General features: G+C 55.5%; 22 protein-coding genes. 16 read left to right on the top strand and 6 right to left on the bottom strand.

Going from position 1 to position 22,133, the window contains the following annotated elements:
• Positions 1 to 234: 234 nt before the first annotated feature.
• Together trxA and ACTIKR_RS14095 are read right to left on the bottom strand one after the other, a co-directional pair.
• Positions 235 to 618 carry a thioredoxin gene (trxA, locus tag ACTIKR_RS14100; protein WP_442328158.1) on the bottom strand — a complete coding sequence of 128 codons (384 nt, stop codon included), beginning with the start codon at positions 616 to 618 and terminating at the stop codon, positions 235 to 237.
• 283 nt (positions 619 to 901) lie between these two features.
• Positions 902 to 2,191: an NCS2 family permease gene (locus ACTIKR_RS14095; RefSeq protein ID WP_442328157.1), complete on the bottom strand. Its 1,290-nt coding sequence runs from the start codon at positions 2,189 to 2,191 to the stop codon at positions 902 to 904.
• A gap of 230 nt (positions 2,192 to 2,421) precedes the next feature.
• Here ACTIKR_RS14095 and tsaD point away from each other — a divergent pair, with 230 nt between their 5' ends.
• The gene (gene tsaD, locus ACTIKR_RS14090) at positions 2,422 to 3,456 is read left to right on the top strand and encodes a tRNA (adenosine(37)-N6)-threonylcarbamoyltransferase complex transferase subunit TsaD (RefSeq protein WP_442328156.1); all 1,035 of its coding nucleotides are present in this window, start codon (positions 2,422 to 2,424) and stop codon (positions 3,454 to 3,456) included.
• Positions 3,457 to 3,461: 5 nt separating this feature from the next.
• Here tsaD and plsY read toward each other — a convergent pair whose 3' ends face one another.
• On the bottom strand, positions 3,462 to 4,100 hold the full coding sequence (plsY, locus tag ACTIKR_RS14085) for a glycerol-3-phosphate 1-O-acyltransferase PlsY (RefSeq protein ID WP_442328155.1): 639 nt from the start codon (positions 4,098 to 4,100) through the stop codon (positions 3,462 to 3,464).
• Positions 4,101 to 4,232: 132 nt separating this feature from the next.
• Between plsY and surE the strand changes: the two genes are divergently transcribed.
• The 6 genes from surE (at position 4,233) to rlmD (ending at position 10,212) form a co-directional block, all read left to right on the top strand.
• Positions 4,233 to 4,988, top strand: coding sequence for a 5'/3'-nucleotidase SurE (gene surE, locus ACTIKR_RS14080; protein ID WP_442328154.1), 756 nt, complete (start codon positions 4,233 to 4,235; stop codon positions 4,986 to 4,988).
• Positions 4,981 to 5,823, top strand: a complete 843-nt coding sequence (locus ACTIKR_RS14075) for a protein-L-isoaspartate(D-aspartate) O-methyltransferase (RefSeq protein ID WP_226816360.1) — start codon at positions 4,981 to 4,983, stop codon at positions 5,821 to 5,823. The genes surE and ACTIKR_RS14075 overlap by 8 nt, the downstream gene beginning before the upstream one ends.
• 76 nt (positions 5,824 to 5,899) lie before the next feature.
• Positions 5,900 to 6,637 carry a peptidoglycan DD-metalloendopeptidase family protein gene (locus ACTIKR_RS14070; protein WP_442328153.1) on the top strand — a complete coding sequence of 246 codons (738 nt, stop codon included), beginning with the start codon at positions 5,900 to 5,902 and terminating at the stop codon, positions 6,635 to 6,637.
• Positions 6,638 to 6,669: 32 nt separating this feature from the next.
• The gene (locus ACTIKR_RS14065; protein ID WP_193086798.1) at positions 6,670 to 7,449 is read left to right on the top strand and encodes a 3'-5' exonuclease; all 780 of its coding nucleotides are present in this window, start codon (positions 6,670 to 6,672) and stop codon (positions 7,447 to 7,449) included.
• Between the two features lie 183 nt (positions 7,450 to 7,632).
• The gene (locus ACTIKR_RS14060) at positions 7,633 to 8,358 is read left to right on the top strand and encodes a Spy/CpxP family protein refolding chaperone (RefSeq protein ID WP_442328152.1); all 726 of its coding nucleotides are present in this window, start codon (positions 7,633 to 7,635) and stop codon (positions 8,356 to 8,358) included.
• A gap of 504 nt (positions 8,359 to 8,862) precedes the next feature.
• Positions 8,863 to 10,212, top strand: coding sequence for a 23S rRNA (uracil(1939)-C(5))-methyltransferase RlmD (gene rlmD / locus ACTIKR_RS14055; RefSeq protein WP_442328151.1), 1,350 nt, complete (start codon positions 8,863 to 8,865; stop codon positions 10,210 to 10,212).
• 246 nt (positions 10,213 to 10,458) lie between these two features.
• Here rlmD and argH read toward each other — a convergent pair whose 3' ends face one another.
• Positions 10,459 to 11,871: an argininosuccinate lyase gene (argH, locus tag ACTIKR_RS14050; protein ID WP_442328150.1), complete on the bottom strand. Its 1,413-nt coding sequence runs from the start codon at positions 11,869 to 11,871 to the stop codon at positions 10,459 to 10,461.
• A gap of 115 nt (positions 11,872 to 11,986) precedes the next feature.
• Between argH and ACTIKR_RS14045 the strand changes: the two genes are divergently transcribed.
• Together ACTIKR_RS14045 and ACTIKR_RS14040 are read left to right on the top strand one after the other, a co-directional pair.
• Complete coding sequence (locus ACTIKR_RS14045) at positions 11,987 to 13,645, top strand: NAD+ synthase (RefSeq protein ID WP_442328149.1); 1,659 nt, start codon at positions 11,987 to 11,989, stop codon at positions 13,643 to 13,645.
• Between the two features lie 78 nt (positions 13,646 to 13,723).
• Positions 13,724 to 14,062: a P-II family nitrogen regulator gene (locus ACTIKR_RS14040; RefSeq protein ID WP_100696950.1), complete on the top strand. Its 339-nt coding sequence runs from the start codon at positions 13,724 to 13,726 to the stop codon at positions 14,060 to 14,062.
• 196 nt (positions 14,063 to 14,258) lie between these two features.
• Here the strand turns inward: ACTIKR_RS14040 and ACTIKR_RS14035 are convergent, their stop codons facing one another.
• Positions 14,259 to 14,828, bottom strand: coding sequence for a chorismate--pyruvate lyase family protein (locus ACTIKR_RS14035; protein ID WP_442328148.1), 570 nt, complete (start codon positions 14,826 to 14,828; stop codon positions 14,259 to 14,261).
• 127 nt (positions 14,829 to 14,955) lie between these two features.
• Between ACTIKR_RS14035 and ACTIKR_RS14030 the strand changes: the two genes are divergently transcribed.
• Positions 14,956 to 15,681, top strand: a complete 726-nt coding sequence (locus tag ACTIKR_RS14030; protein WP_442328147.1) for a pseudouridine synthase — start codon at positions 14,956 to 14,958, stop codon at positions 15,679 to 15,681.
• 86 nt (positions 15,682 to 15,767) lie between these two features.
• Positions 15,768 to 16,343 carry a SecDF P1 head subdomain-containing protein gene (locus tag ACTIKR_RS14025; RefSeq protein WP_442328146.1) on the top strand — a complete coding sequence of 192 codons (576 nt, stop codon included), beginning with the start codon at positions 15,768 to 15,770 and terminating at the stop codon, positions 16,341 to 16,343.
• A 237-nt stretch (positions 16,344 to 16,580) separates the two neighbouring features.
• Here ACTIKR_RS14025 and xth read toward each other — a convergent pair whose 3' ends face one another.
• Positions 16,581 to 17,363 carry an exodeoxyribonuclease III gene (gene xth / locus ACTIKR_RS14020; protein ID WP_193086806.1) on the bottom strand — a complete coding sequence of 261 codons (783 nt, stop codon included), beginning with the start codon at positions 17,361 to 17,363 and terminating at the stop codon, positions 16,581 to 16,583.
• A 97-nt stretch (positions 17,364 to 17,460) separates the two neighbouring features.
• On the opposite strand from xth, the gene ACTIKR_RS14015 reads away from it, so the two are divergent.
• From ACTIKR_RS14015 to ACTIKR_RS13995, 5 genes are all read left to right on the top strand, one after another.
• Positions 17,461 to 18,642 (top strand): acetyl-CoA C-acyltransferase family protein, encoded by a 1,182-nt coding sequence (locus ACTIKR_RS14015; RefSeq protein WP_442328145.1) that lies wholly within the window; start codon positions 17,461 to 17,463, stop codon positions 18,640 to 18,642.
• Between the two features lie 6 nt (positions 18,643 to 18,648).
• On the top strand, positions 18,649 to 19,431 hold the full coding sequence (locus ACTIKR_RS14010) for a spermidine synthase (RefSeq protein WP_442328144.1): 783 nt from the start codon (positions 18,649 to 18,651) through the stop codon (positions 19,429 to 19,431).
• A 120-nt stretch (positions 19,432 to 19,551) separates the two neighbouring features.
• Complete coding sequence (locus ACTIKR_RS14005) at positions 19,552 to 20,523, top strand: ABC transporter substrate-binding protein (protein ID WP_442328143.1); 972 nt, start codon at positions 19,552 to 19,554, stop codon at positions 20,521 to 20,523.
• A gap of 68 nt (positions 20,524 to 20,591) precedes the next feature.
• On the top strand, positions 20,592 to 21,482 hold the full coding sequence (locus tag ACTIKR_RS14000; protein ID WP_442328142.1) for an ABC transporter permease: 891 nt from the start codon (positions 20,592 to 20,594) through the stop codon (positions 21,480 to 21,482).
• Between the two features lies 1 nt (position 21,483).
• Positions 21,484 to 22,133 (top strand): ABC transporter ATP-binding protein (locus tag ACTIKR_RS13995; RefSeq protein ID WP_442328141.1); only part of this gene is annotated, 650 nt, incomplete at its 3' end.

The raw sequence follows: 22,133 nt of genomic DNA, 5'->3' as shown, positions 1-22,133 counted from the left end.
CAGACAAAAGGAAAGGGACAGTGGACTGTCCCTTGATCCCGTGATGACAATTGTACGCTGGTGTCACCGCGCCATCGGTCCGGTTGGCGGCTGGTGACTGGTCAGACACAGTTGAGCACAAAGTTCAGAACGCAGGATCGTTAACAAACCGGGCGGGAACGCTGGCGGGTGCCTGCTAGCCCGGTTGACGGCCTGATCCGATTCATTTGTGCATCATCGGCCAGCCGCCTGATATCACGCGTTTTCTTCAGCAGCCTTGGCTTCAGCCGTGGCAATTTCCTGATGCACTTTTTCCATGTCAACGGCCTGGACTTTCTCAAGCAATTCGTCCAGCTGACCGGGGCTGAGCGCACCGGCCTGTGAAAACAACATCACGCGTTCACGAAAGACCATTAATGTAGGAATGGAACGGATGCCCAGGGCGCCGGCCAGTTCCTGCTGATCTTCGGTATCGACTTTGGCAAATTCGATATCAGGATGGGCCTGCGCCGCTTTCTCGAATGTTGGGGCAAACTGGCGGCAGGGACCGCACCAAGGCGCCCAGAAGTCAATGATCAATGTATTGTCTTCTTTAATGGCTTGCTGGAAGGTGTCTTTGGTCAGTTCGGTAATGGGCATAATTCTTTCTCCAGTTTAAGTTGCAGACCGATGTACTTCAATGAATATAGGGGCGGCAACCATGAATTACTAGTTGAATATTTTTATTGCTTTCATTATGAATGCCTATCAAGTACAAGTGTAATTCAATTGTTAACGATATAAACCTGAACGTAAAATAAAACCGCAAGCAATTGGCTTGCGGCTCCAGAGGCATTCACGCGGTTTTTGCAACCGCGTGCCATTTCACAGCGAAACTTGCTGCGGCTGCGCCGACAGGTCAACGCACGCAAGCGTGACTGGGCTATTCCAGCGCGAAGCGCAATACAAATAGCAGGGCAATGATCAGTGTTGCAATGTGAATCTCACGGAAACGACCGGTGAATGCTTTGATAATCACATAACTGATAAAACCGAATGCAATCCCTTCGGCAATGGAGTACGTAAAGGGCATGATAATCGCAGTGAGTGCGGCTGGAATGGCATTGGTGATATCGTTCCACTCCACTTCAACCAGCTCGCGCACCATCAGCCCGGCAACGTAGAGCAGGGCAGGAGCGGTGGCGTAAGGAGGTACAACGCCGGCCAGCGGCGCGAAAAACAGACACAGCAGAAACAGCAAGCCCACGACCAGGGCGGTCATGCCGGTGCGCCCACCCGCCTGTACGCCTGCTGCGCTTTCGACAAACGCGGTGGTGCTGCTGGTGCCCAATGCAGAGCCGGCCAGGATGGCGGTGCTGTCGGCGAACAGGGCGCGCCCGAGACGATTGGGTTTGCCCTCAGGCAGCAGGTTGGCGCGACGCGCAACACCGATCAGTGTTCCGGTCGCATCAAAGATCTCTACCAGCACAAAAACCAGAATAATATGCAGGAAGCCCTGATTCAACACGCCAGCAATATCCAGTTGCATAAAAGTGGGGGAAATACTGGGTGGCGCCGAAACGATGCTGGTGATGGGCGCGCTAAATCCGAGGAGCGCTGACAGAACGGTGACCGCCAGAATACCGATCAGAATGGCGCCTTTGACGCGCAGGCTGTCCAGGCACACAATGATAAAAAAGCCCAGGATTGCAAGCAGGACAGTGGGCGATTTGAGATCGCCCTGCGCCACAAGGGTTGCCTCGTTGCCCACGACAATGCCGGCCGATTTGAGCGCAATCAACGCCAGGAACAGACCGATGCCGGCGACAATGGCAGACCGCAGCGATTTGGGGATCCCCTCGATCAGCCATTTGCGTATACCGGTCGCCGACAGAATCAGGAATATGACGCCGGAAACAAAAACGGCGCCTAGCGCCTGTTGCCAGGAATAGCCCATGGCCCCGACCACGCCGAAAGCAAAGAAGGCATTCAAGCCCATGCCTGGCGCCATACCAATGGGCCAGTTAGCCAGAAAGGCCATGATGAGGCAGCCCAGTGCTGCAGCCAGGCAGGTTGCAACGAAAACAGCGCCTTTGTCCATGCCCGTGGTGCCCAGAATCTCAGGGTTCACGAATATGATGTAAGACATCGTCAGAAAGGTCGTCAGACCGGCAAGAATTTCCGTACGGGCATTCGTGCCATGCTCTCTGAGCTTGAACAGTGATTCCAGCATGAACATAACTCCTAATAAACAGATACATGTGTACAATTGCAACTGTAGCGTATTCTTTATAGTTAATGACGAGCGCGCATCGTGCCCTATCGGCAAATAATCCGATACCGTCTTTAATCTGCAACATTTTATCCTGCTACAAAGGCAATGTAATCACACCGACGGCGGTTCTGCCTTGCGCTAGCGACTTGGCGAGCGAGCACGAGTCAGCGCCGTCGAACAGGTAATTTATGATCATTCTCGGCATTGAAAGCTCCTGTGACGAGACCGGCGTCGCGCTGGTCAGCACCGAATCGGGCCTGCTGGCGCACGCGCTGCACAGTCAGATTGCCATGCATCAGGCCTATGGCGGCGTCGTGCCCGAACTGGCTTCGCGCGACCATATCCGGCGTGTCCTGCCGCTTACCCGCGAAGTGCTGCGCCATGCAGACCTGACCCTCAAAGACATCGATGCCGTGGCCTATACTGCAGGGCCTGGCCTGGCCGGTGCGCTGCTGGTTGGCGCCTCGGTCGCCAGATCCCTGGCGTGGAGTCTGAATATACCCACAATCCCGATCCATCATCTGGAGGGCCATTTGTTGTCACCCATGCTGGCGCAGGCCGTTCCCGATTTTCCGTACGTAGCGCTGCTGGTGTCCGGCGGACATACCCAGCTGATGCATGTGAAGGCCATCGGCCAATACGAATTACTGGGTGAAACCCTGGATGATGCGGCCGGCGAAGCCTTTGATAAATCCGCCAAGCTGATGGGCCTGCCTTACCCGGGAGGGCCGGCGCTGGCTGCGCTTGCCGACAAGGGAAACCCAAAGGCCTACGATCTGCCCCGCCCGATGATGCATAGCGGCGATCTGGATTTCAGTTTTTCCGGCCTCAAAACCGCGGTTCTGACCACGCTTCGCAAGCTGGAGCAGCACGGGCCGTTAAATGACCAGCAACGGCAGGATCTGGCCGCTTCGGTACAGGCCGCGATTGTGCAAGTGCTGGGCTATAAAGCAATCAAGGCCGTCAAGGCCAGCGGCAGCAACCGCCTGGTGGTGGCGGGGGGCGTAGGTGCAAACCGGCAACTGCGCGAATATCTGACGCGCCAGATGCAAAAGCAAAACGGTGAGGTGTTTTTCCCACCGCTGGCGCTATGCACCGATAATGGCGCAATGATCGCCCATGCTGCAGCGGAACGGGTCAAGGCGGGTTTAGTGGACAAAATGCGCCGTCCGGACAATGCCGCCGTTCATCCCCGCTGGGATCTGGCAGATATCAGCGCCTGAGTGTGCTACTGCGTTTTTTTCTTCTGGCCAATTCGCGATTCGGTGCCCGCCAGCAGATTCGCAATATTTTTCTTGTGCTTGGCGATCAGCACGAGCGCCAGAAAGCAGATGGCCAGAAACCAGGGCATGGAAAACGGCCAGGCCGCCATGCCGCCAACATAATAATAAAACGGCGCAAAAACGGCTCCGACCAGAGCAGCCAGGGAAGAGTAGCGAAAGAAAATGGCCATAATGAGCCAGGTCGCAATGGTGGCAACAGCCAGCCACGGCTGCAGCGCGAACAGCACGCCAACTGCTGTGGCTACACCTTTGCCCCCCTTGAAATTGAGAAAAAACGAATAGATGTGGCCAAGAAAGACAGCGACGGCCACCAACGCAATGGTGGTGTCCGTAAACCCGGCCATGGGGGCAAGATAGATTGCCAGGGCAACCGCCAGCCAGCCCTTGAAGGCATCTCCCAGCAAAGTGAACAGGGCGGCTTTGCGGTTGCCTGTGCGCAGCATATTGGTGGCGCCGGGATTGCCGGAACCGAAGGTGCGGGGGTCCTGCAAGCCGAACAGGCGACTGGCCACCATGGCAAAAGAGACCGAGCCTATCAGGTAGGCGGCAAGCAGGGCAAGAATGGTCCAGAGCAGGTTGTTCATCGTCGTCGTTGTCATTACCAGAAGACACGATTATATACAGTTCCCTTTCGTAATGCCGAACAGGATATCGCGTCCCGCGTATCGGTTGATCCATGTACAATACAGGGGGAATAATGTCTGGTTGCGATCTGAATGAAACGAATATTGGTGTCGAACGATGATGGTTACAATGCCGAAGGTGTGCAGGCCCTGGCCGAGGCGCTACGCGATATTGCCCAGGTCACGGTTGTTGCGCCCGAAGTTAATCACAGTGGCGCCTCCAATTCGCTTACGCTGAACAGGCCACTGTCGGTGCGGCGTACCCCATCGGGCGATTATTACCTGAACGGCACCCCGTCAGACTGCGTGCACGTGGCGCTGACAGGCCTGCTCGACTACCGGCCCGATCTGGTTGTCTCTGGCATCAATAACGGTGCCAATCTTGGCGAAGACACCTTGTATTCCGGTACTGTAGCAGCTGCGACAGAAGGCTTTCTGTTCGGTATCCCGTCAATTGCCTTTTCCTTGACTGAAAAGAACTGGCCAGAACTGGAAGCGGCCACGAAAATCGCCGTGCAAATCGTGCGGCATCAATTGGCCAACCCATTTCCAGCCCCTGTTCTACTCAGTGTCAATATTCCGCCATTGCCGGAACATCATTGGAGTTCACTGCGCGTGACACGATTGGGCCGGCGCCATCCGTCGCAGCCAGTTATCAAAAGCGCCAATCCTGCAGGCGAGCCTATTTACTGGATCGGCATGGTGGGCGAGGTTGCCGACTTTGCCGAAGATACTGATTTTGGTGCAACCAGTCATGGTCTGATTTCCATGACGCCGCTGCAACTGGATTTGACACACTACAAGCAATTGAACCAGGCGCGCAGCTGGGTGGAGTTGAGCAATGCGTAAACCTCCCTTTGGTACCGGTCCGCACTTCGGAAATGTAAATGATGTTAACGAAAGCCGAACACGCCTTTCTTTTCCGTCCAACAAAATTAAAATTACGCCAACCAATAGCAACACCCGTATTATTGTTGCCGGAAACACGGCACGCACGGCCTCGGCCGTACCTGCCACAGAGGGGCGGACCGGCCAGAATATCGGCTTGAATTCTGATCGGCTGCGCGCACTCATGGTCGAGCGGCTCCGACAAAAAGGCATTACCGATGAGCGAGTCCTGGACGCCATGCGCTCTGTACCCAGGCATGTATTTATTGACCAGGGGCTGGCCAGCAGGGCATACGATGACGCGGCGCTGCCCATCGGTTTTTCCCAAACCATCTCGCAGCCGTGGGTCATTTCACGTATGCTTTCAGCTGTCGCGGAGAGCCGAAAGCCACAAAAAATGCTGGAAATCGGTACCGGTTGTGGCTACCAGGCTGCCGTGATGGCGGCAATGTGCCACGAAGTGTATACAATTGAACGAATCAAGCCGTTGTATGAAATGGCCAGAGGTACGCTGCGTGAGCTCAAACTGGTGTCCCGCATACGTCTGGTTCATGGTGACGGGATGCTGGGTATGCCCTCGGTCGCCCCGTTTGATGCCATCGTTATCGCCGCGGCCGGATTGCAGATTCCGACCGCATTGCTGCACCAGCTGGACATAGGTGCCCGCCTGATTGCGCCCGAAGGTTCGGATCAGCAGAAACTGGTGCTGATCGAAAGAACCGGCGTAAACAGCTGGGATCGTAAGGAACTTGAACCTGTACGCTTTGTTCCACTGCGTGCAGGCATACAATTGTGACAGGAGAAAATACCCGTTTTGCGTACGTGTTACGCATCCATTGAACAGGTAGGTAAAACATATGCAGATTCACTCAATGAAAAGAAAATTCCCCGTTTTAATTGGATCCCTGGTATTGGCGGCAACGCTGGCCGGTTGCGGAACCTCTTCACGTGCGCCGGTCTCCGAGCTCGGTTCCGGCCGTTCAGCCGGCGGCCCGGCGGGTCCGGGAGAATATATCGTACAGCGCGGCGATACGCTTTATAAAATTTCCCGCGCAAATAACGTCAGCGTTTCCCAGCTGATGTCAATGAACAAACTTTCTTCTCCTTCACTTGAAGTAGGTCAACGGCTGCGTGTATCTGCAAGCGCATCTTCGAGTTCGGCCGGCACAGATTCGACCGTCGCAGGCAGCGCGACGCCCACTGCTTCAGGTAGCACCTCAGCCACGCCTGCCAGCGACGCCACTGCCGTGTCCTGGGGCTGGCCAGTGGCCACCACCAAGATCATTACCCAGTTCTCGGCAAGCACACGCGGTATTGACATCGAAGGCAAGCTTGGCGATCCGGTGTCCGCCGCGGCATCAGGTTCAGTCTCTTACGTGGGCAATGGCCTGCGTGGGCTGGGCAACCTGATCCTGATTTCCCACAGCAATGGCTTTATCTCGGCCTATGCCCACAACAGCAAACTGCTGGTCAAGAATGGGCAGAAAGTGTCCAAGGGTCAGAAAATTGCCGAAATCGGTCAATCGGATACCGCGTCACCACGCCTGCATTTTGAAATTCGCCGTCGCGGCAAGCCCGTCAATCCGTTGTCTTACCTGCCACGCCGCTAAGTGGCAAAACCCGTCTGAAAATATCGCGCGCCATGACTCCAACGCTTGTTTTCGATCTTGAAACCATTCCCGATGCCAAGGGCCTACGCGCGTTGAATGACTGGGATGACACGCTCTCCGATGCTGAAGTGGTTGAGCGGGCCAGGGCGCTTCGAATTGAACAGACCGGCAATGACTTCTTTCCCTTGCATCTGCAGAAAATTGCCGTCATCGGTTGTGTCTTTCGCGACGATAATGGCTTTCGTGTGCGCACGCTGGGTGAGCCGGACGATGATGAGGCCGTACTCATCGCGGGTTTCTTCAAGACCATTGAACGATACACGCCCAGGCTGGTTAGCTGGAACGGGTCGGGCTTTGATCTGCCGGTGCTGCATTATCGCTGCTTGATCCATGGCCTGTCTGCACCGCGATACTGGGATATGGGTGAAGATGACCGCGAATTCAAATATAACAACTACATCAGCCGTTATCACACCCGTCACACTGACCTGATGGATCTGCTTGCCAAGTTCAATGGCCGCGCTAATGCGCCGCTGGATCAACTGGCCAAGCTTTGTGGCTTTCCCGGAAAGTTGGGCATGGATGGCAGCCAGGTGTGGGATGCGTGGCGCGACGGCAAGGCCGATGAGGTCCGTGCATACTGTGAAACGGATGTGGTCAATACATGGCTGGTCTATTGCCGTTTCCGCCTTATGAAGGGCGAGCTGGACAAGACTGCCTATGAAGAAGAAGTTGCCCTGGTGCACAGCAGCCTGACTGCCCTGGACAAACCACAATGGCAGGAATACCTGGCTGCCTGGGATTATCGCTAGCGCGCCGTTGCCGCAGCACATGGCTGGCAAAACGGGCCATGGAAGAACCGGGCCCTGCCGTCAGGAAATGCATTGAAAGATCTGCATCGCTATTGAAACACACTTGTAATCGCTTGTGACACAGAATAGGCACGTCACTGACTGGCTTATGACGTCACCGACAGACTAAACAAGGAGTATAAAATGGCTGTTCAATTCTCAGGTTCTTTCCTCGTAAAATCCCTTCTGGCCAGCGCGCTGGCCGCAGCGGTAGCCACCACTGCATTTGCGCAGGCGGTAAAGGCCGATACGGAATCCAACCCTATCAGTCCTTCCGTGCAAAGTGAAAATACCCCGATGGAATACCATCGCATTGGTGAAACTAAACCACAGGACGGCGTCAGAAAGCACCATAAAGGCGACGGTCATAAACATGGCTATCATCGCAAGGGCAGTATGCGTCACGGGGCGATTGTGATTCCGGGCTTGGGCGCAGGCAGTCAGGCACTGGTTGATGACCTGAAAGTGACCGACGAACAAAAAGCCACACTTAAAACGATTAAGGACGAACATAAGGCTGCCCGCGAACCTAATCACGAGGCATTCCGTAACTACCTGGAAGAGCGTCGCAAGCAACTGGATTCCGGCAAGGTCGATCCGAAGGCGCTGCTCGAAGTACAGAAAGACATGCATGAGGGCTTTGAGAAAAAAATGGCAGATGATCAGGCCAAATGGCTTGGTCTGTGGGACACATTCAGTGCCGAGCAGAAAGCAACTGTTGTTAAATATTTCAAGGATCGTTCTGCCAAATGGGAAGAACATCGCAAGAGATTTCAACAGGAACAGGCAAAAATGACCGAAGCGCCAAAGCCTGAGGCGAACGTCCCAGCCAGTGATAGCAAACCCGCACCAGCAGCACCAAAACAGTAAACGTTGCGCCTGTTTGGCCTGCCTTTTTCGGGAAGTGAAGGCAGAGCAGGGCAGCAAGACGCCACTGTTTTGTGGGCCCGTCAGCAAGCGCTGGCGGGCTTTTTTGTAGCCACCGGGCGCGACCGGCGGCGCCATGTCAGGTGGTTTTGGCAAAACCCCGCTTGTCATATCTAGCGATACCATTATGGTCACTAATAGCGCCTGCAAAGGCTCCGATACAGGGATGACCTGACGACAATCCGGTATCGAGCCATGGTGTTACTACAGCAAATTGCGCCTCTATGTTTTCGTAAAGCACAACGATGCAGCCTGTCACAATGACTGTTTTACAGGTAGCGCGGCGTGTGGACCGGGCATCATTCAGTCTGGATCGTGTCGCCAGAGGTCGTGTTAAGCCGACCGAACCAGTGGTTTTGCCGACAATTGTTTTGCAATGTTGCCTTTTCGCGCCAACTTGTCTGGCTGGGTCATTAAAATAACGCCTTCAGAATACAGAGGTCAGCCATGCAGGAAACATTTACCATCGAATCCCTTGATCTGGAAGCGCGCGGCATCGCCCGGCGCGAGGGCAAGGCCATTTTCGTTGAAGGCGCGCTGCCTGCAGAAAAAGTAAGGGCTGACATTGTCCGCCGCAAGTGCTCATACGAAATCGCCCGCATGACATCGATCGTCAAGGAATCGAACCAGCGGGTCACACCCCGCTGCCCCAGTTTTGGCACCTGTGGCGGGTGCATCATGCAGCATCTGGATATCACCGCCCAGGTAGCGATCAAGCAGCGGGCACTGGAAGACGGTTTCAGGCATATTGCCAAAATGACGATACCCAGAGTCTTGCCGCCGTTGCAGGGACCTGCCTGGGGCTACCGTTATCGTGCACGTTTGTCGGTGCGCAAGGTGATCAAGAAGGGCAAAGTGCTAGTCGGGTTTCACGAACGCAAGAGCCGGTATGTGACCGATATGACTGAATGCCATGTACTGCCACCCTATGTGTCCGACATGCTGGTTCCCTTGCGTGAACTGATTGGCAGCCTGAGCATTGATGATAAAATCCCGCAGATCGAGGTGGCCGTCGGGCACGCCACGACTGCGCTGCTGTTGCGACACCTGGCGCCGTTGAACGCTGCCGATATCGAACAGCTGGACGCTTTCTCAACGCGCCATAACGTGGTGTGGTGGCTGCAATCGAAGGGACCCGATACTGTCAGGCCGTTGCATGAGGAACAGGCTGATTCGCTGTATTATCTGTTGCCTCAGTTTGGGCTGAAAATGCCATACAAACCAACGGATTTTACCCAGGTCAATTATTTCATCAACCGTTCCCTGATTGCCAAGGCACTCAATCTGCTGGATGTTCAGGCCGATGAGCGGGTGGCAGACCTGTTCTGTGGCCTGGGCAACTTTACCTTGCCCCTGGCCACCTTGGCACGTGAGGTGGTCGGCATCGAAGGCAGCAGCATACTTACAGACCGCGCCCTGCAGGCGGCCGGTCAGCACGACTTGCAGGAGAAAACCCGCTTTGCCACGTTGAATCTGTTTGAGGTAGACGTGGCCTGGCTGCGCGACCTGGGCCACTTTGACCGCATGCTGATCGATCCGCCCAGAGAGGGTGCGCAGGCGGTCGCGCTTGCACTGGCGCAACTTGAACCGCAAGAGCGTCCAACAAGAATCGTCTACGTGTCCTGTAATCCGGCGACCCTGGCACGCGATGCAGGCATTCTGGTGCACGACGGCGGCTACAAATTAAGTGCCGCTGGTGTCGTGAATATGTTTCCGCATACCGGGCATGTCGAATCCATTGCGGTATTCGAAAGCGGCTCGGGCGACGTTGCGGTGGCTACTGCTGCTACTGCATGAACGGCAGAGTCTGGCGCAAGGCCAGGCTGGAGGACAAGACAGTCGGCCTGACCAAATAGGGTAAAGACAGATAGCGTCGGGACGCTTAGATCGCGACGGTGGTCAAGATGCTGGTCAAGCATTGTCACTGCAAGACGACAGCCGCAGCAGCAGTAACCCTGTCGGCCAGCAGCGCGCAGCAATGAAAAAGACGGTGCCCGTCACAAACCGGTGCGCCGTCTTTTTTTAGTTAGGATCTAATGCAGGTCAGGCCAGTTCGGCCAGAACGCGCTCGGCTTCGGCCTTGACACGGGTCGGCGCAGTGCCACCGATATGTGCACGTGACGAAACCGAGCCTTCCAGGGTGAGCACGCTGAATACATCGCTATCAATCGATGGATTGAACTTGCGCATTTCTTCCAGCGTCAGATCGGCCAGATCGCACTGTTGCTCTTCGCAATGGCGCACGGCCAAGGCAACGGTCTCATGCGCGTCACGAAAGGGCAGTCCTTTCTTGACTAGATAGTCAGCCAGGTCGGTGGCAGTGGAGAAACCCAGCAGGGCAGCGTCGCGCATGGCCTGTTTACGTACCCGGATGCCGCCGATCATGTCGGCAAATATCGTCAATGTGTCGCGCAAGGTATCGGCCGAGTCGAACAGGCCTTCTTTATCTTCCTGGTTATCCTTGTTGTAGGCCAGGGGCTGGCCTTTCATCAGCGTCAGCAAGGCAATCAGATTGCCGTTGACTCTGCCGGTCTTGCCTCGAGCCAGTTCCGGCACATCGGGATTTTTCTTTTGCGGCATGATGGAGCTGCCAGTGCAGAAACGATCTGCCAGATCAATAAAGCCGATGCGCGGGCTCATCCACAGGATCAACTCTTCTGAAAGCCTGGAAATATGCGTCATGACCAGGGAAACAGCGGCGCAAAATTCGATGGCAAAATCGCGATCGGATACGGCATCCAGTGAGTTGCGGCAGATGCTGTCAAAGCCCAGCAGCGTAGCAACCTGTTCACGATCAATGGGATATGAGGTACCCGCCAGCGCGGCCGCGCCCAATGGCAGGCGGTTGCAGCGCTTGCGGCAATCGGCCAGGCGTTCTGCATCCCGGGCAAACATTTCAGCATAGGCCAGCAGATGATGGCCGAAAGTAACCGGCTGGGCCACCTGCAAATGCGTAAAGCCGGGCATGATCGTGTCATGATGTTCCAGCGCCACCTGCGCCAGGGCCCGACGCAGCGAGGTAATCAGTTCCAGTGACACGTCAATTTCCGAACGTAGCCACAAGCGAATGTCCGTTGCCACCTGGTCGTTGCGCGAGCGGCCGGTGTGCAGGCGTTTGCCGGCATCGCCGATGAGCTCAACCAGGCGTTTTTCGATATTAAGATGCACATCTTCCAAGTCCAGCAGCCAGGTAAACGTGCCGGCGTCGATTTCCTGAAGAATCTGCTGCATGCCCTTGTCGATGGCGGCCAGATCGTCGGCGGAGATGACGCCTGTTGCGGCCAGCATGGTGGCGTGGGCCAGCGACCCCTGAATGTCAAAACGGGCCAGTCGCTTGTCAAAATCGACCGAGGCGGTGTAGCGCTTGACCAGTTCGGATACGGGTTCAGAGAAACGGGCCGACCAGGCCTGAGCTTTTTTGTCGAATTGATTGGTTTGGTTAGGGCTATCTGTCATAGTGTGTGCTGATCTGTCCAATGTCGGTATTTTGCATTAATCAGCGGTATTTTAGACGCTCATCTCAGATGCTTGTGTGATAATCGGTGGTTTGCAAAAGAAACAGAGCGGGATAATGGAACCATCGGTCAGTGTCGCATTTGCACAAATCAATCAGAAGGTCGGGGATCTGGCCGGCAATGCCGCACGCATTGTCCAGGCCGCAGCATTGGCTCACGAGCAGGGGCACGACGTCCTGTTATTGCCCGAGCTGGCGCTTACCGGTTATGCGCCTGAAGACTTGTTGCTGCGCTGCCAGTTTCTCGCGGACCAGCAGGCTGCGTTGCAGTCCCTGCAGGAAACACTATCGCGTTTCCAGAACTTGCATGTGGTGCTGGGGCATGTTGTCAGCACGAACAAGGGCACCTTCAATGCCGCCAGTGTTTTTCTCAATGGCGACAACCTGGGCACGTACCTCAAGCAGGAGTTGCCCAATTATTCCGTATTTGATGAAAAGCGCTATTTCACAGCGGGGCGCAAGCCGCTGGTCTTCACCGTCAGGGAACATACCTTCGGTGTGACCATCTGCGAAGACGTGTGGTTTGCCAGCGCTGCCACGGCCGCACGGCAGGCAGGGGCAGATACGCTGCTGATCCTGAACGCCTCGCCCTATATGGTGCGCAAGCACGAGACCCGACTTGCCGTGCTACGTCGAAACGTCTGTGATGCCGGCATGGGAGCCATCTACTGCAACCTGGTGGGCGGGCAGGACGAATTGGTTTTCGATGGCCACTCCTTCGTAGTAGACCGACACGGCGCCGTCGTGGCTGAGCTCAATGGTTTTTGCCATGCCTTGGGGGGCGTTCAGATCTCGTTGGGACAGTTTGAGGCCCTGGCCCCATTACCATTCGGGGCGGATCAATCGGTGCCTTTGCAATCCCAGGAAAATGAGGCGGTCGAAGCCGAAATCTGGCGTGCGCTGGTCATGGGTACGCGGGACTATCTGAGCAAGAATTTCTTTGGAAAGGCCGTGATCGGCTTATCCGGCGGCATTGATTCTGCTGTGGTGCTGGCCATTGCTGTTGACGCCATTGGTGCAGAGAACCTGCATGCCGTGATGATGCCGTCGCGCTTTACCGCCGACATCTCGGTCAATGACGCACAGGACATGGCTCAACGCCTGGCCGTGCGATACGACGAAATCGCCATTTCCCCTATGTTCAACAGTTACCTGCAGGCGTTGGCGCCCATTTTTGGCGATTTGCCCCAGGATACGACCGAAGAGAACTTGCAGGCACGAATTCGCGGTGCATTGCTAATGGCATTGTCCAATAAATTCAATGCCATCGTGCTGACCACGGGTAATAAATCTGAACTGGCTACAGGCTATTGCACGCTGTATGGCGACATGGTGGGCGGTTATGCCCCCCTGAAGGATATCCCTAAAACGCTGGTATACCGTCTGGCGACTTGGCGCAATACGCAGTCTGCAATCATTCCCGAGCGCATTATCACGCGAGCGCCTTCTGCAGAGTTGCGCGAAGACCAGACTGACCAGGATAGCCTGCCCGAATATGAGGTGCTGGACACCATCCTGGAACATCTGATGGAACACAATGACTCGGTGGAAGCCATCGTCAATACCGGCTTTGCCCGTGAGGATGTGGAAAAGGTGGCCAGACTGCTGCGAATCAATGAATACAAACGGCGCCAGGGCTCTCCCGGGCCCAAAATCACCACCCGGGCGTTTGGTCGCGATTGGCGATTCCCAATAACGAACGGCTATCGATTCTAGGCTGCATTATTAAAAAATATGCTATTCTTTTCCAGTAAAAAAATGCGCGGCCTGGCCCCGTAAAGTAAAGGAAACCACGTGAAATTAATAACAGCCATCATTAAACCCTTCAAGCTGGACGAAGTTCGTGAATCTTTGGCAGACATCGGCGTCAGCGGTCTGACCGTTGCGGAAGTAAAAGGGTTTGGCCGTCAGAAAGGGCACACAGAGCTATATCGTGGCGCCGAATATGTGGTGGATTTTCTTCCCAAAGTCAGGGTAGAAGTGGTCATTGCAGACAGTCTGGTTGAATCGGCCATTGAAGCCATTATCAAAGCGGCCCGTACTGGCAAAATAGGCGACGGGAAAATTTTCGTTACACCGGTCGAACGCGCAATTCGTATCCGTACCGGTGAGCAGGACGACAATGCACTGTAACCCTCATACGATGAGATCTCTATGACACAGCAGCGACATACGCAACGATTTTGAACGCAATGTTTTTGAAGTAAGAGCCACCCGCCGCAGGTGGCCCCAACGTTCCTGCATCGCACTGTATTACGCATTCCGTTGCAAAATCCAGAGTCATATCTACTTTAAAAAAAGTCAGTCTGAATCCTGGCCGCCGGCCGTGTTAAACCCTGGGATGCTTAAGCAATTGCGACCAGAAGGCAGGTAAAAAGCATTCGGTCACCTGCAGCGGCTGGCCGTTTTTCCAGAAAACCGAGCGACGGGTGGGCAGTCTGGGCTGTGAAGGCGAGGGCAGTTGGCCTGCACGCACGACGGCTTTAAATATTGGCATTGGCGATTTTGCTATGCAGGACTCGAACACAGATCGTACAATAGCCGGATCATGATACAGAATATCGGCCAGTGGCCGTGTGCGTAGCCGACGTACTGCCTGCCATACCGATTGGGCAGCATCCAGCGGCGTTATGCTGCGGGCGATTACCGCAGGCGTGCCGTCAATAGACATGCAGATTTCCCGTACCCAGACAATCGTATTGGCTGCCTTTCTGATGGTCCGCGCTTCATCCGTGCTAACCACCTCGGCAAATTCACCGATCACCTGGATGCGTACCTCGCCTTGTCTGCGTAAGCCCTGAGTAAGCGGGCCCGGGCGAGACAGCCAGTATTTCTGGACAGGATCAAGTTTAGGTGGCGGCCGGCTCAGCCAGCCGGGTGAATAAGGTTCATGCTTCATGGGTCGCGGGGTGTGAGAGCCTGCAGATAAATCGTGGTCTTGTAATAACCACGCTCAAACAGAAACGTCCGGTGCGTCCGGACAAAGAAACACACTATAGCAAATTTGCGTAAGCAAACGGAATCAAATGGAAAAGACAAGAATATCTAAACTGCTTGCAGAGCGCGGACTGTGTTCCCGGCGTGAAGCCGACGCGTACATTGAACGCGGCTGGGTGCGCGTAGACGGAAAGGTAGCCACGCTGGGCGAGAAGGCGTTTCCCAATCAGTCCATTACGCTGGACAAGTCAGCCCAGGCGCGACAGACGGCCCGGGTAACCATCATCATGAACAAGCCGGTGGGCTACGTCTCCGGTCAGGCCGAAGAGGGTTACCGGCCTGCGGTAACGCTGATCACGCCTGATCGGCAGTACGATCGTGACAAGCATACCTTCAGTCCGTCACATTTAAGAGGACTGGCGCCGGCCGGCAGGCTGGATATCGATTCACAAGGCTTGCTGGTTCTCACTCAGGACGGGCGTATTGCCCGTCAGTTGATCGGCGAGGACTCAGAAGTGGAAAAGGAATATCTGGTCCGCGTCGAAGGCAGGATAAGCGGCAATGGGCTGCAATTGCTCAATAACGGACTGTCCCTAGATGGTGATGTGCTGCGTCCGGCGCAGGTAAGCTGGCAAAATGACGACCAACTCAAGTTTATTTTGCAGGAAGGCAAGAAACGGCAGATTCGCCGTATGTGTCAAATGGTGGGCCTTAATGTGATCGGCTTAAAACGGGTTCGCATGGGCAATGTGTCGCTGGCGGACCTGCCCCCGGGCAAATGGCGTTACCTTAAAAGCCATGAACGCTTTTTGTGATCGGGTGGGAAAAGTGTCCATGCGAATTTCCAACAATATCTTATAATGACGCCATAAGTCTTTTACCAGAATCAAGGAAACCGACCATGCACATCAAAAGAGGGGTACTTTTTGTTGCAATCGCTGCCACGCTGACCCTGGCAGGCTGTGACACTATGGATCACTTGCTCAAGAATCGCTCAAGCGGCGGCACGCGAGTCAGCGATGTGCCGACAGCGCCACCGCCTTCGTCCGGACAGGCCCCGGCCCCGGCCACTTCAACCCCGCCGGCGCCGTCGAGCTCGGTCGCTACATCGTCGCTCATCATGTACATCGCGTCCCGCACGCCAACGCAGGGTTACACGGCCGTGCGCCAGAACGGCGTGCTTGTGCATGTCGACCCGACCCAGACGCTGACCCGCAACGATTTGCAGAACGCTGTGGCTACCCGCAACAGTGCCGGCAAGGCTTTTGTGAAACTTGAATTTTCCCCTTCCGGTAGCCAGCGATTGGCCAGCCTGACCAGCAACAATATCGGCAAGAGCTTTGCGGTCACGCAGAAAAACCGTCTGGTATCGATCATCAATATCGGCAAGCCCATTACTTCGGGCGTGCTGTATGTGCCCATGTCCAGCGAACAGGCAGCCACCAGCTTTGAAGATCAGATTCTGGATGGTGAGTAGTAAAGCTGACGACACGTAAAGCCAGCGATGCACCGGGTGCCCAAAGCCGGCAGATCATGATACACAAAGTGGTCTTGTGATCCGGCAGCTGGCGCCTTGGCAGCAGCACCAAGCGCCACTAGGGTCTTGCGCAGTACATTGCCAGTGTCAGTCATGCCCCTAAACAGTAAAGGCCGGATATCTTCCGGCCTTTTGTCATTCTGCGGTCATCAGGCAATCGCAGCCCGTCAGGACTTGTCAGGCAAATGACAAGGAGAGCGTGGCGACAACCGGCGCATGATCCGACGGTTGTTCATTGCCACGGGGCGCCTTGTCAATAACGCAGGCTGTGCAATGCTGCGCCAGCGACGGGGTCAGCAGGACATGGTCAATGCGAAGCCCGGCGTTGCGGCGAAATCCCATCATCCGGTAATCCCACCAGCTGAACAGTTTTTCTTCCTGGTCAAACAGACGAAATGAATCGGTGAGCCCAAGGCCGCTGAGCGCCTGCATGGCGGCGCGTTCCTTGGGAGAGATCAGAATATCGCCGGTATATTTGGCGTGTACATCGCGGTCTTCTGGCGCAATGTTGTAGTCGCCGCAAATGGCCAAATTCGGAAATAATTTCATCTGTGCTTCAACGAACTGGTTGAGCGCAGCATACCATTCCAGTTTGTAGTTGTATTTGTCGCTGTCCAGCGCACTGCCATTGGGGCAATAGGCGCAAATGACGCGCATCGGGCCTTCGCTGGTCTGGCAGGTCGCCGTGATCAGGCGCTGCTGGGTGTCGGGGTAGAGCGGGTTGTTGACGATCACGTCTTCCAGTGACGAACGCGACAAAATGGCCACCCCATTATAGGTTTTCTGACCGGTCCAGACAGCGTCGTAGCCCAGTTCCTGGAAAGCATCCTTGGGAAATTTTTCATTGACCTGCTTGAGCTCCTGAATACACAAGATATCGATACTGTGCTGATCCAGCCAGGCCAGCACCTGCGGCAGACGTACAGTGAGCGAATTGACATTCCAAGTAGCGATTTTCATAGCGGTCCTGATTTTCCGTTGAACACAAACAGCGGGCTTTCATTGTATGCCGGATGCGTTATGATTCGCTTCTCTTCACACAAAAAAAGGAATTATCATGCCTGACGTTTTCGTGGTATCCGGTGTTCGTACTGCCATTGGCGGCTTTGGTGGAGGTCTGAAAAATGTAAGCCCTGGCGAGCTGGGAGCAACGGTCATCCGGGCAGCCATGGAGCGTGCTGCGGTGACGGGCGACGATATCGGCCACGTAGCGCTGGGGCATGTCATCAATACCGAGCCGCGCGACATGTATCTGTCGCGCTATGCGGCGGTCACGGCCGGTGTCGCACAGGGTACGCCGGCTTTCAATGTCAACCGCCTTTGCGGCTCTGGTCTGCAGGCCATTGTCTCTGCCGCCCAGACATTGCTGCTGGGAGATGCCCAAATCGCTATCGCCGGCGGCGTCGAGAACATGAGCCGCGCGCCTTACATCGCACCGGCACACCGGTTCGGCGCCAGAATGGGGGACAGTGTGATGCAGGACATGATGACCGGCGCGCTGTCCGATCCGTTTGAAAAAATGCATATGGGTGTCACGGCCGAAAATGTGGCCAGGGAATATGGCGTGTCCCGTCAGCAGCAGGACGAACTGGCCGTCGCTTCCCATCAGCGCGCGGCGAACGCCATTGACCAGGGCTATTTCAAGGACCAGATCGTGCCGGTGGTCATGAAATCGCGCAAAGGCGATATTGTGTTCGATACCGATGAGCACGTGCGACGCGACATTACGCTCGAGGGGCTGTCAACCCTGAAGCCGGTGTTTGTCAAGGAAGCTGGAACAGTCACCGCCGGCAATGCGTCGGGTATTAATGACGGCGCGGCCGCACTGGTGCTGATGAACGGCGAAATGATCAAGGAACGCGGCGCGAAACCACTGGCCCGTCTGGTGGCATACGGCCACGCCGGCGTTGACCCTCGGCTGATGGGTATCGGTCCGGTTCCGGCAACGCGCAATGCCCTGGCCAGAGCCGGGCTGAAGATAGAAGATATGGACGTGATTGAGGCCAATGAAGCGTTTGCAGCCCAGGCTTGCGCAGTCACTCAGCAATTGGGAATGGATCCGGCCAAAGTCAATCCCAACGGCAGCGGCATCGGGCTGGGCCATCCGGTCGGCGCAACTGGGGCCATCATCACCGTGAAGGCCCTGCACGAGTTGCAGCGTGTTGGCGGGCGCTATGCACTGGTTACCATGTGCATAGGCGGCGGACAAGGGATTGCCGCTATCTTCGAACGGGTCTGATGACGCATGCAGCACCAGAAAAGGGAACCACACCCTGACTACGATGAGCCGATGATCTCCGAATCGCAGGGTGTACGATACCTGCATTTCAATAGCGAATGGATTCAGGGCGCTATGCGGGTGAGCCGTCCCGAAAAACTGGAATTCGAATATACGCAGCAGATGATGTCCTGGCTTTTGTTTCTGGCGCCGCCGGTTGATCGGGGTATCGGTATTCTGGGTCTGGGGGCCGGGTCCCTGACGCGGTTTTGCCAGCATCATTTCGATAGCGATGTCGTGACCGTGGAATACAACCCCCAGGTCACGGCCATATGCGAGTCAGCTTTTGAGTTGCAGCAAACGGCCTCGTGCCGGGTGATCCATGAAGATGCGCAGGACTGGGTCCTGGATCCGCTCAATGAAAACGGCTACGGCGCGCTCATGGTGGACTTGTACGATTACACCGCGCAGGGACCGGTATGTTCGTCCGATCAGTTTTACCGGGGCTGTCGCCGGGTATGCGCCGACGTGGGGGTGGTCACGATCAATCTGTTCGGCCACCACGGCAGTTTTCGCAAGAATATGCGCAATATCAAACGGGCTTTTGACGATCGCGTGATCCTGTTTCCCGAAACAATTGATGGCAACCGTATCGTCATTGCATTTACCGGCCCGCCATTGCAGGTAACGGTTGAGCAGTTGCAGCAGCGAGCCAGGCGCGTGCAGAGCCTGTACCGGCTGCCTGCGACGGGCTGGCTTCGGACGCTGCTCCAGGAAAACGGCAAGACTGGAAAACTGATCAGTTTCTAAGCGCCGGCAGTACATACGGGTTGCGTTGCCGGACGCACTTATTCTCGTTAATACCACTGGTACAAAGCGGTTTGCTGTGACAGAATCGCTGAGTTCAGAACATGTCATTCAGGAGTTGTTATGATCAAGGACACGTTTACCTTCTGTCTTTCCGCTGCGCTGGTTTCTACTGCGCTGCTTACTGGCGCGGCCCAGGCAGCAGACAAGTTTGTGGCCGTCACATCCATCGTTGAACACCCGGCCCTGGATGCCGTGCGCGATGGCGTCAAGGAAGGTCTGGCCAAGGAAGGCTTTGAAGAAGGTAAGAATCTGAAATGGAAATATCAAAGCGCGCAGGGCAATACCGGTACGGCTGCCCAGATTGCGCGCCAGTTCATCGGTGAAAGGCCCGATGCCATCGTAGCCATTGCCACGCCTTCGGCGCAAGCGGTAGTTGCTGCAACCAAGTCTATTCCTACGGTGTATTCTGCGGTTACAGACCCGGTTGCGGCCCAGTTGGTCAAATCCATGGACGCCTCTGGCGCCAATGTGACCGGTGTTTCCGATGTGCTGGTCCTGGAAAAGCAGATTGAATTGATCAAGCAGATATTGCCTGATGCCAAGCGCGTAGGCATAGTCTACAATCCCGGTGAAGCCAATTCCAGCGTGGTTGTAAAACGCCTGAAGGAACTGCTGCCCAAGTCTGGCATGACGTTAGTGGAAGCGGCTGCACCGCGCTCGGTAGATGTGGGATCGGCAGCACGCAGTCTGGCCGGCAAAGTTGATGTGATCTATACCAATACCGACAACAATGTTGTGTCAGCCTACGAAGCCCTGGTAAAGGTGGGCAATGAGTCCAAGATCCCACTGATCGCTTCGGACACCGATAGCGTCAAACGCGGTGCCATTGCTGCACTGGGCATCAACTACAAAAATTTGGGTATTCAGACTGGTACAATCGTGGCGCGTATTCTCAAAGGCGAAAAGCCAGGCGGCATCGCATCTGAAACCAGCAAAACGCTGGAGCTGTTCGTCAATCCGGGAGCTGCACAAAAGCAAGGGGTCACATTGAGCGACGACTTTGTCAAAAGCGCCAAAGTGGTTGTGAAATAACCCGTTGTCGCCATTTTCACCGGCCTGGGCTTATCTCAGGCCTTTTTATTTGATCACAAATTCTTAACATGTCTCTTTTTTCTTCCCTTGGTGCGCTGGAACTGGGTTTTATCTACAGTCTGGTTGCGCTGGGCGTGTTCATTTCCTTTCGCGTCTTGCGCTTTCCCGATCTGACGGTTGATGGTACTTTCGCCACGGGCGGTGCGGTGTCTGCGCTTCTGGTCAGCAGCGGTTACGACCCCTTCGTGGCCAGTGCGGCGGCGATGATCGCTTGCGGCTTTGCCGGAATGATCACCGGCTGGCTCAACGTCAAACTGGGCATCATGGATCTGCTGGCCAGTATTTTGATGATGACAGCCCTATATTCGATCAACCTGCGCATCATGGGCGGACCCAACATCCCGCTGATCACCAGCGATACTGTGTTTTCACTCACGCAACCGGCAGCGTTCGACGATTTTGTCTGGCGCCCGGCACTGCTGTTCATTGTGGTGGTTGTCGTCAAAATTCTGCTGGACGCCTATTTTTCGACCCGTTCGGGGCTGGCCATGCGTTCGACCGGCTCGAATTTGCGGATGGCGCGGGCCCAGGGCATTTCTACAGACCGCATGGTGCTGATCGGCATGGCGCTATCGAATGCGCTGGTGGGTCTGGGCGGTGCGCTGTTTGCCCAGTCACAGGGCGGGGCTGATATTTCCATGGGAATCGGCACCATTGTGATCGGTCTGGCGGCGGTTATCGTGGGAGAAAGCATTTTGCCCGCGAGGCGTTTTCTTTTCATTACGCTGGCCGTCATTGCAGGGGCCATTCTTTATCGTTTCTTCATTGCATTGGCGCTCAACAGCGATTTCATCGGCCTGAAGGCTCAGGATCTGAATTTGATTACTGCATTGCTGGTAGCCGTAGCGCTGATTCTGCCCAAGCTTCGCCGTAGCCTGCGAATCAAAGGACGCACCTGATATGTTGAACGCACAAAATCTGCATATTACTTTCAATGCTGGCACTCCCATTGAAACCCGTGCCTTGCGTGGCTTGTCACTGAGCATTCCGCAAGGGCAGTTCGTGACCGTGATCGGTTCCAACGGGGCCGGCAAGTCAACTTTCCTGAATGCGGTGTCGGGCGAACTGATGGTTGACTCGGGTACCATTCATATCAACGACGAGAACGTTACCCGCAAAAGCGTGTGGCAGCGGGCAGTCAATGTGGCGCGGGTGTTTCAGGACCCGATGGCGGGCACCTGTGAAGACTTGACGATCGAAGAGAATATGTCGCTGGCCTATTGTCGAGGCGGCCAACGCGGTCTTCGTCCGGCTTTGCGCAGTGACCTGCGGCAGTTATTCCGGGAGCGGCTGACCATTCTGGGCCTGGGCCTGGAGTCGCGCCTTACAGACCGCATCGGCTTGTTGTCGGGCGGACAGCGCCAGGCGGTAAGTTTATTGATGGCGGCACTGCAGCCCAGCAAAATACTCCTGCTGGACGAACACACGGCCGCGCTCGACCCACGGACAGCCCAGTTTGTCCTGAATCTCACAGAAAAGATCGTGACCGAACAGAAACTGACTACCATGATGGTGACGCACAGTATGAAACAGGCACTGGAAATCGGCGA

It is taken from the genome of Advenella sp. (assembly GCF_052108595.1).
GTDB lineage: Bacteria > Pseudomonadota > Gammaproteobacteria > Burkholderiales > Burkholderiaceae_B > Advenella.
Note: the sequence above shows the minus strand (reverse complement) of the source record. Positions and strands in the feature narration are given on the sequence as shown.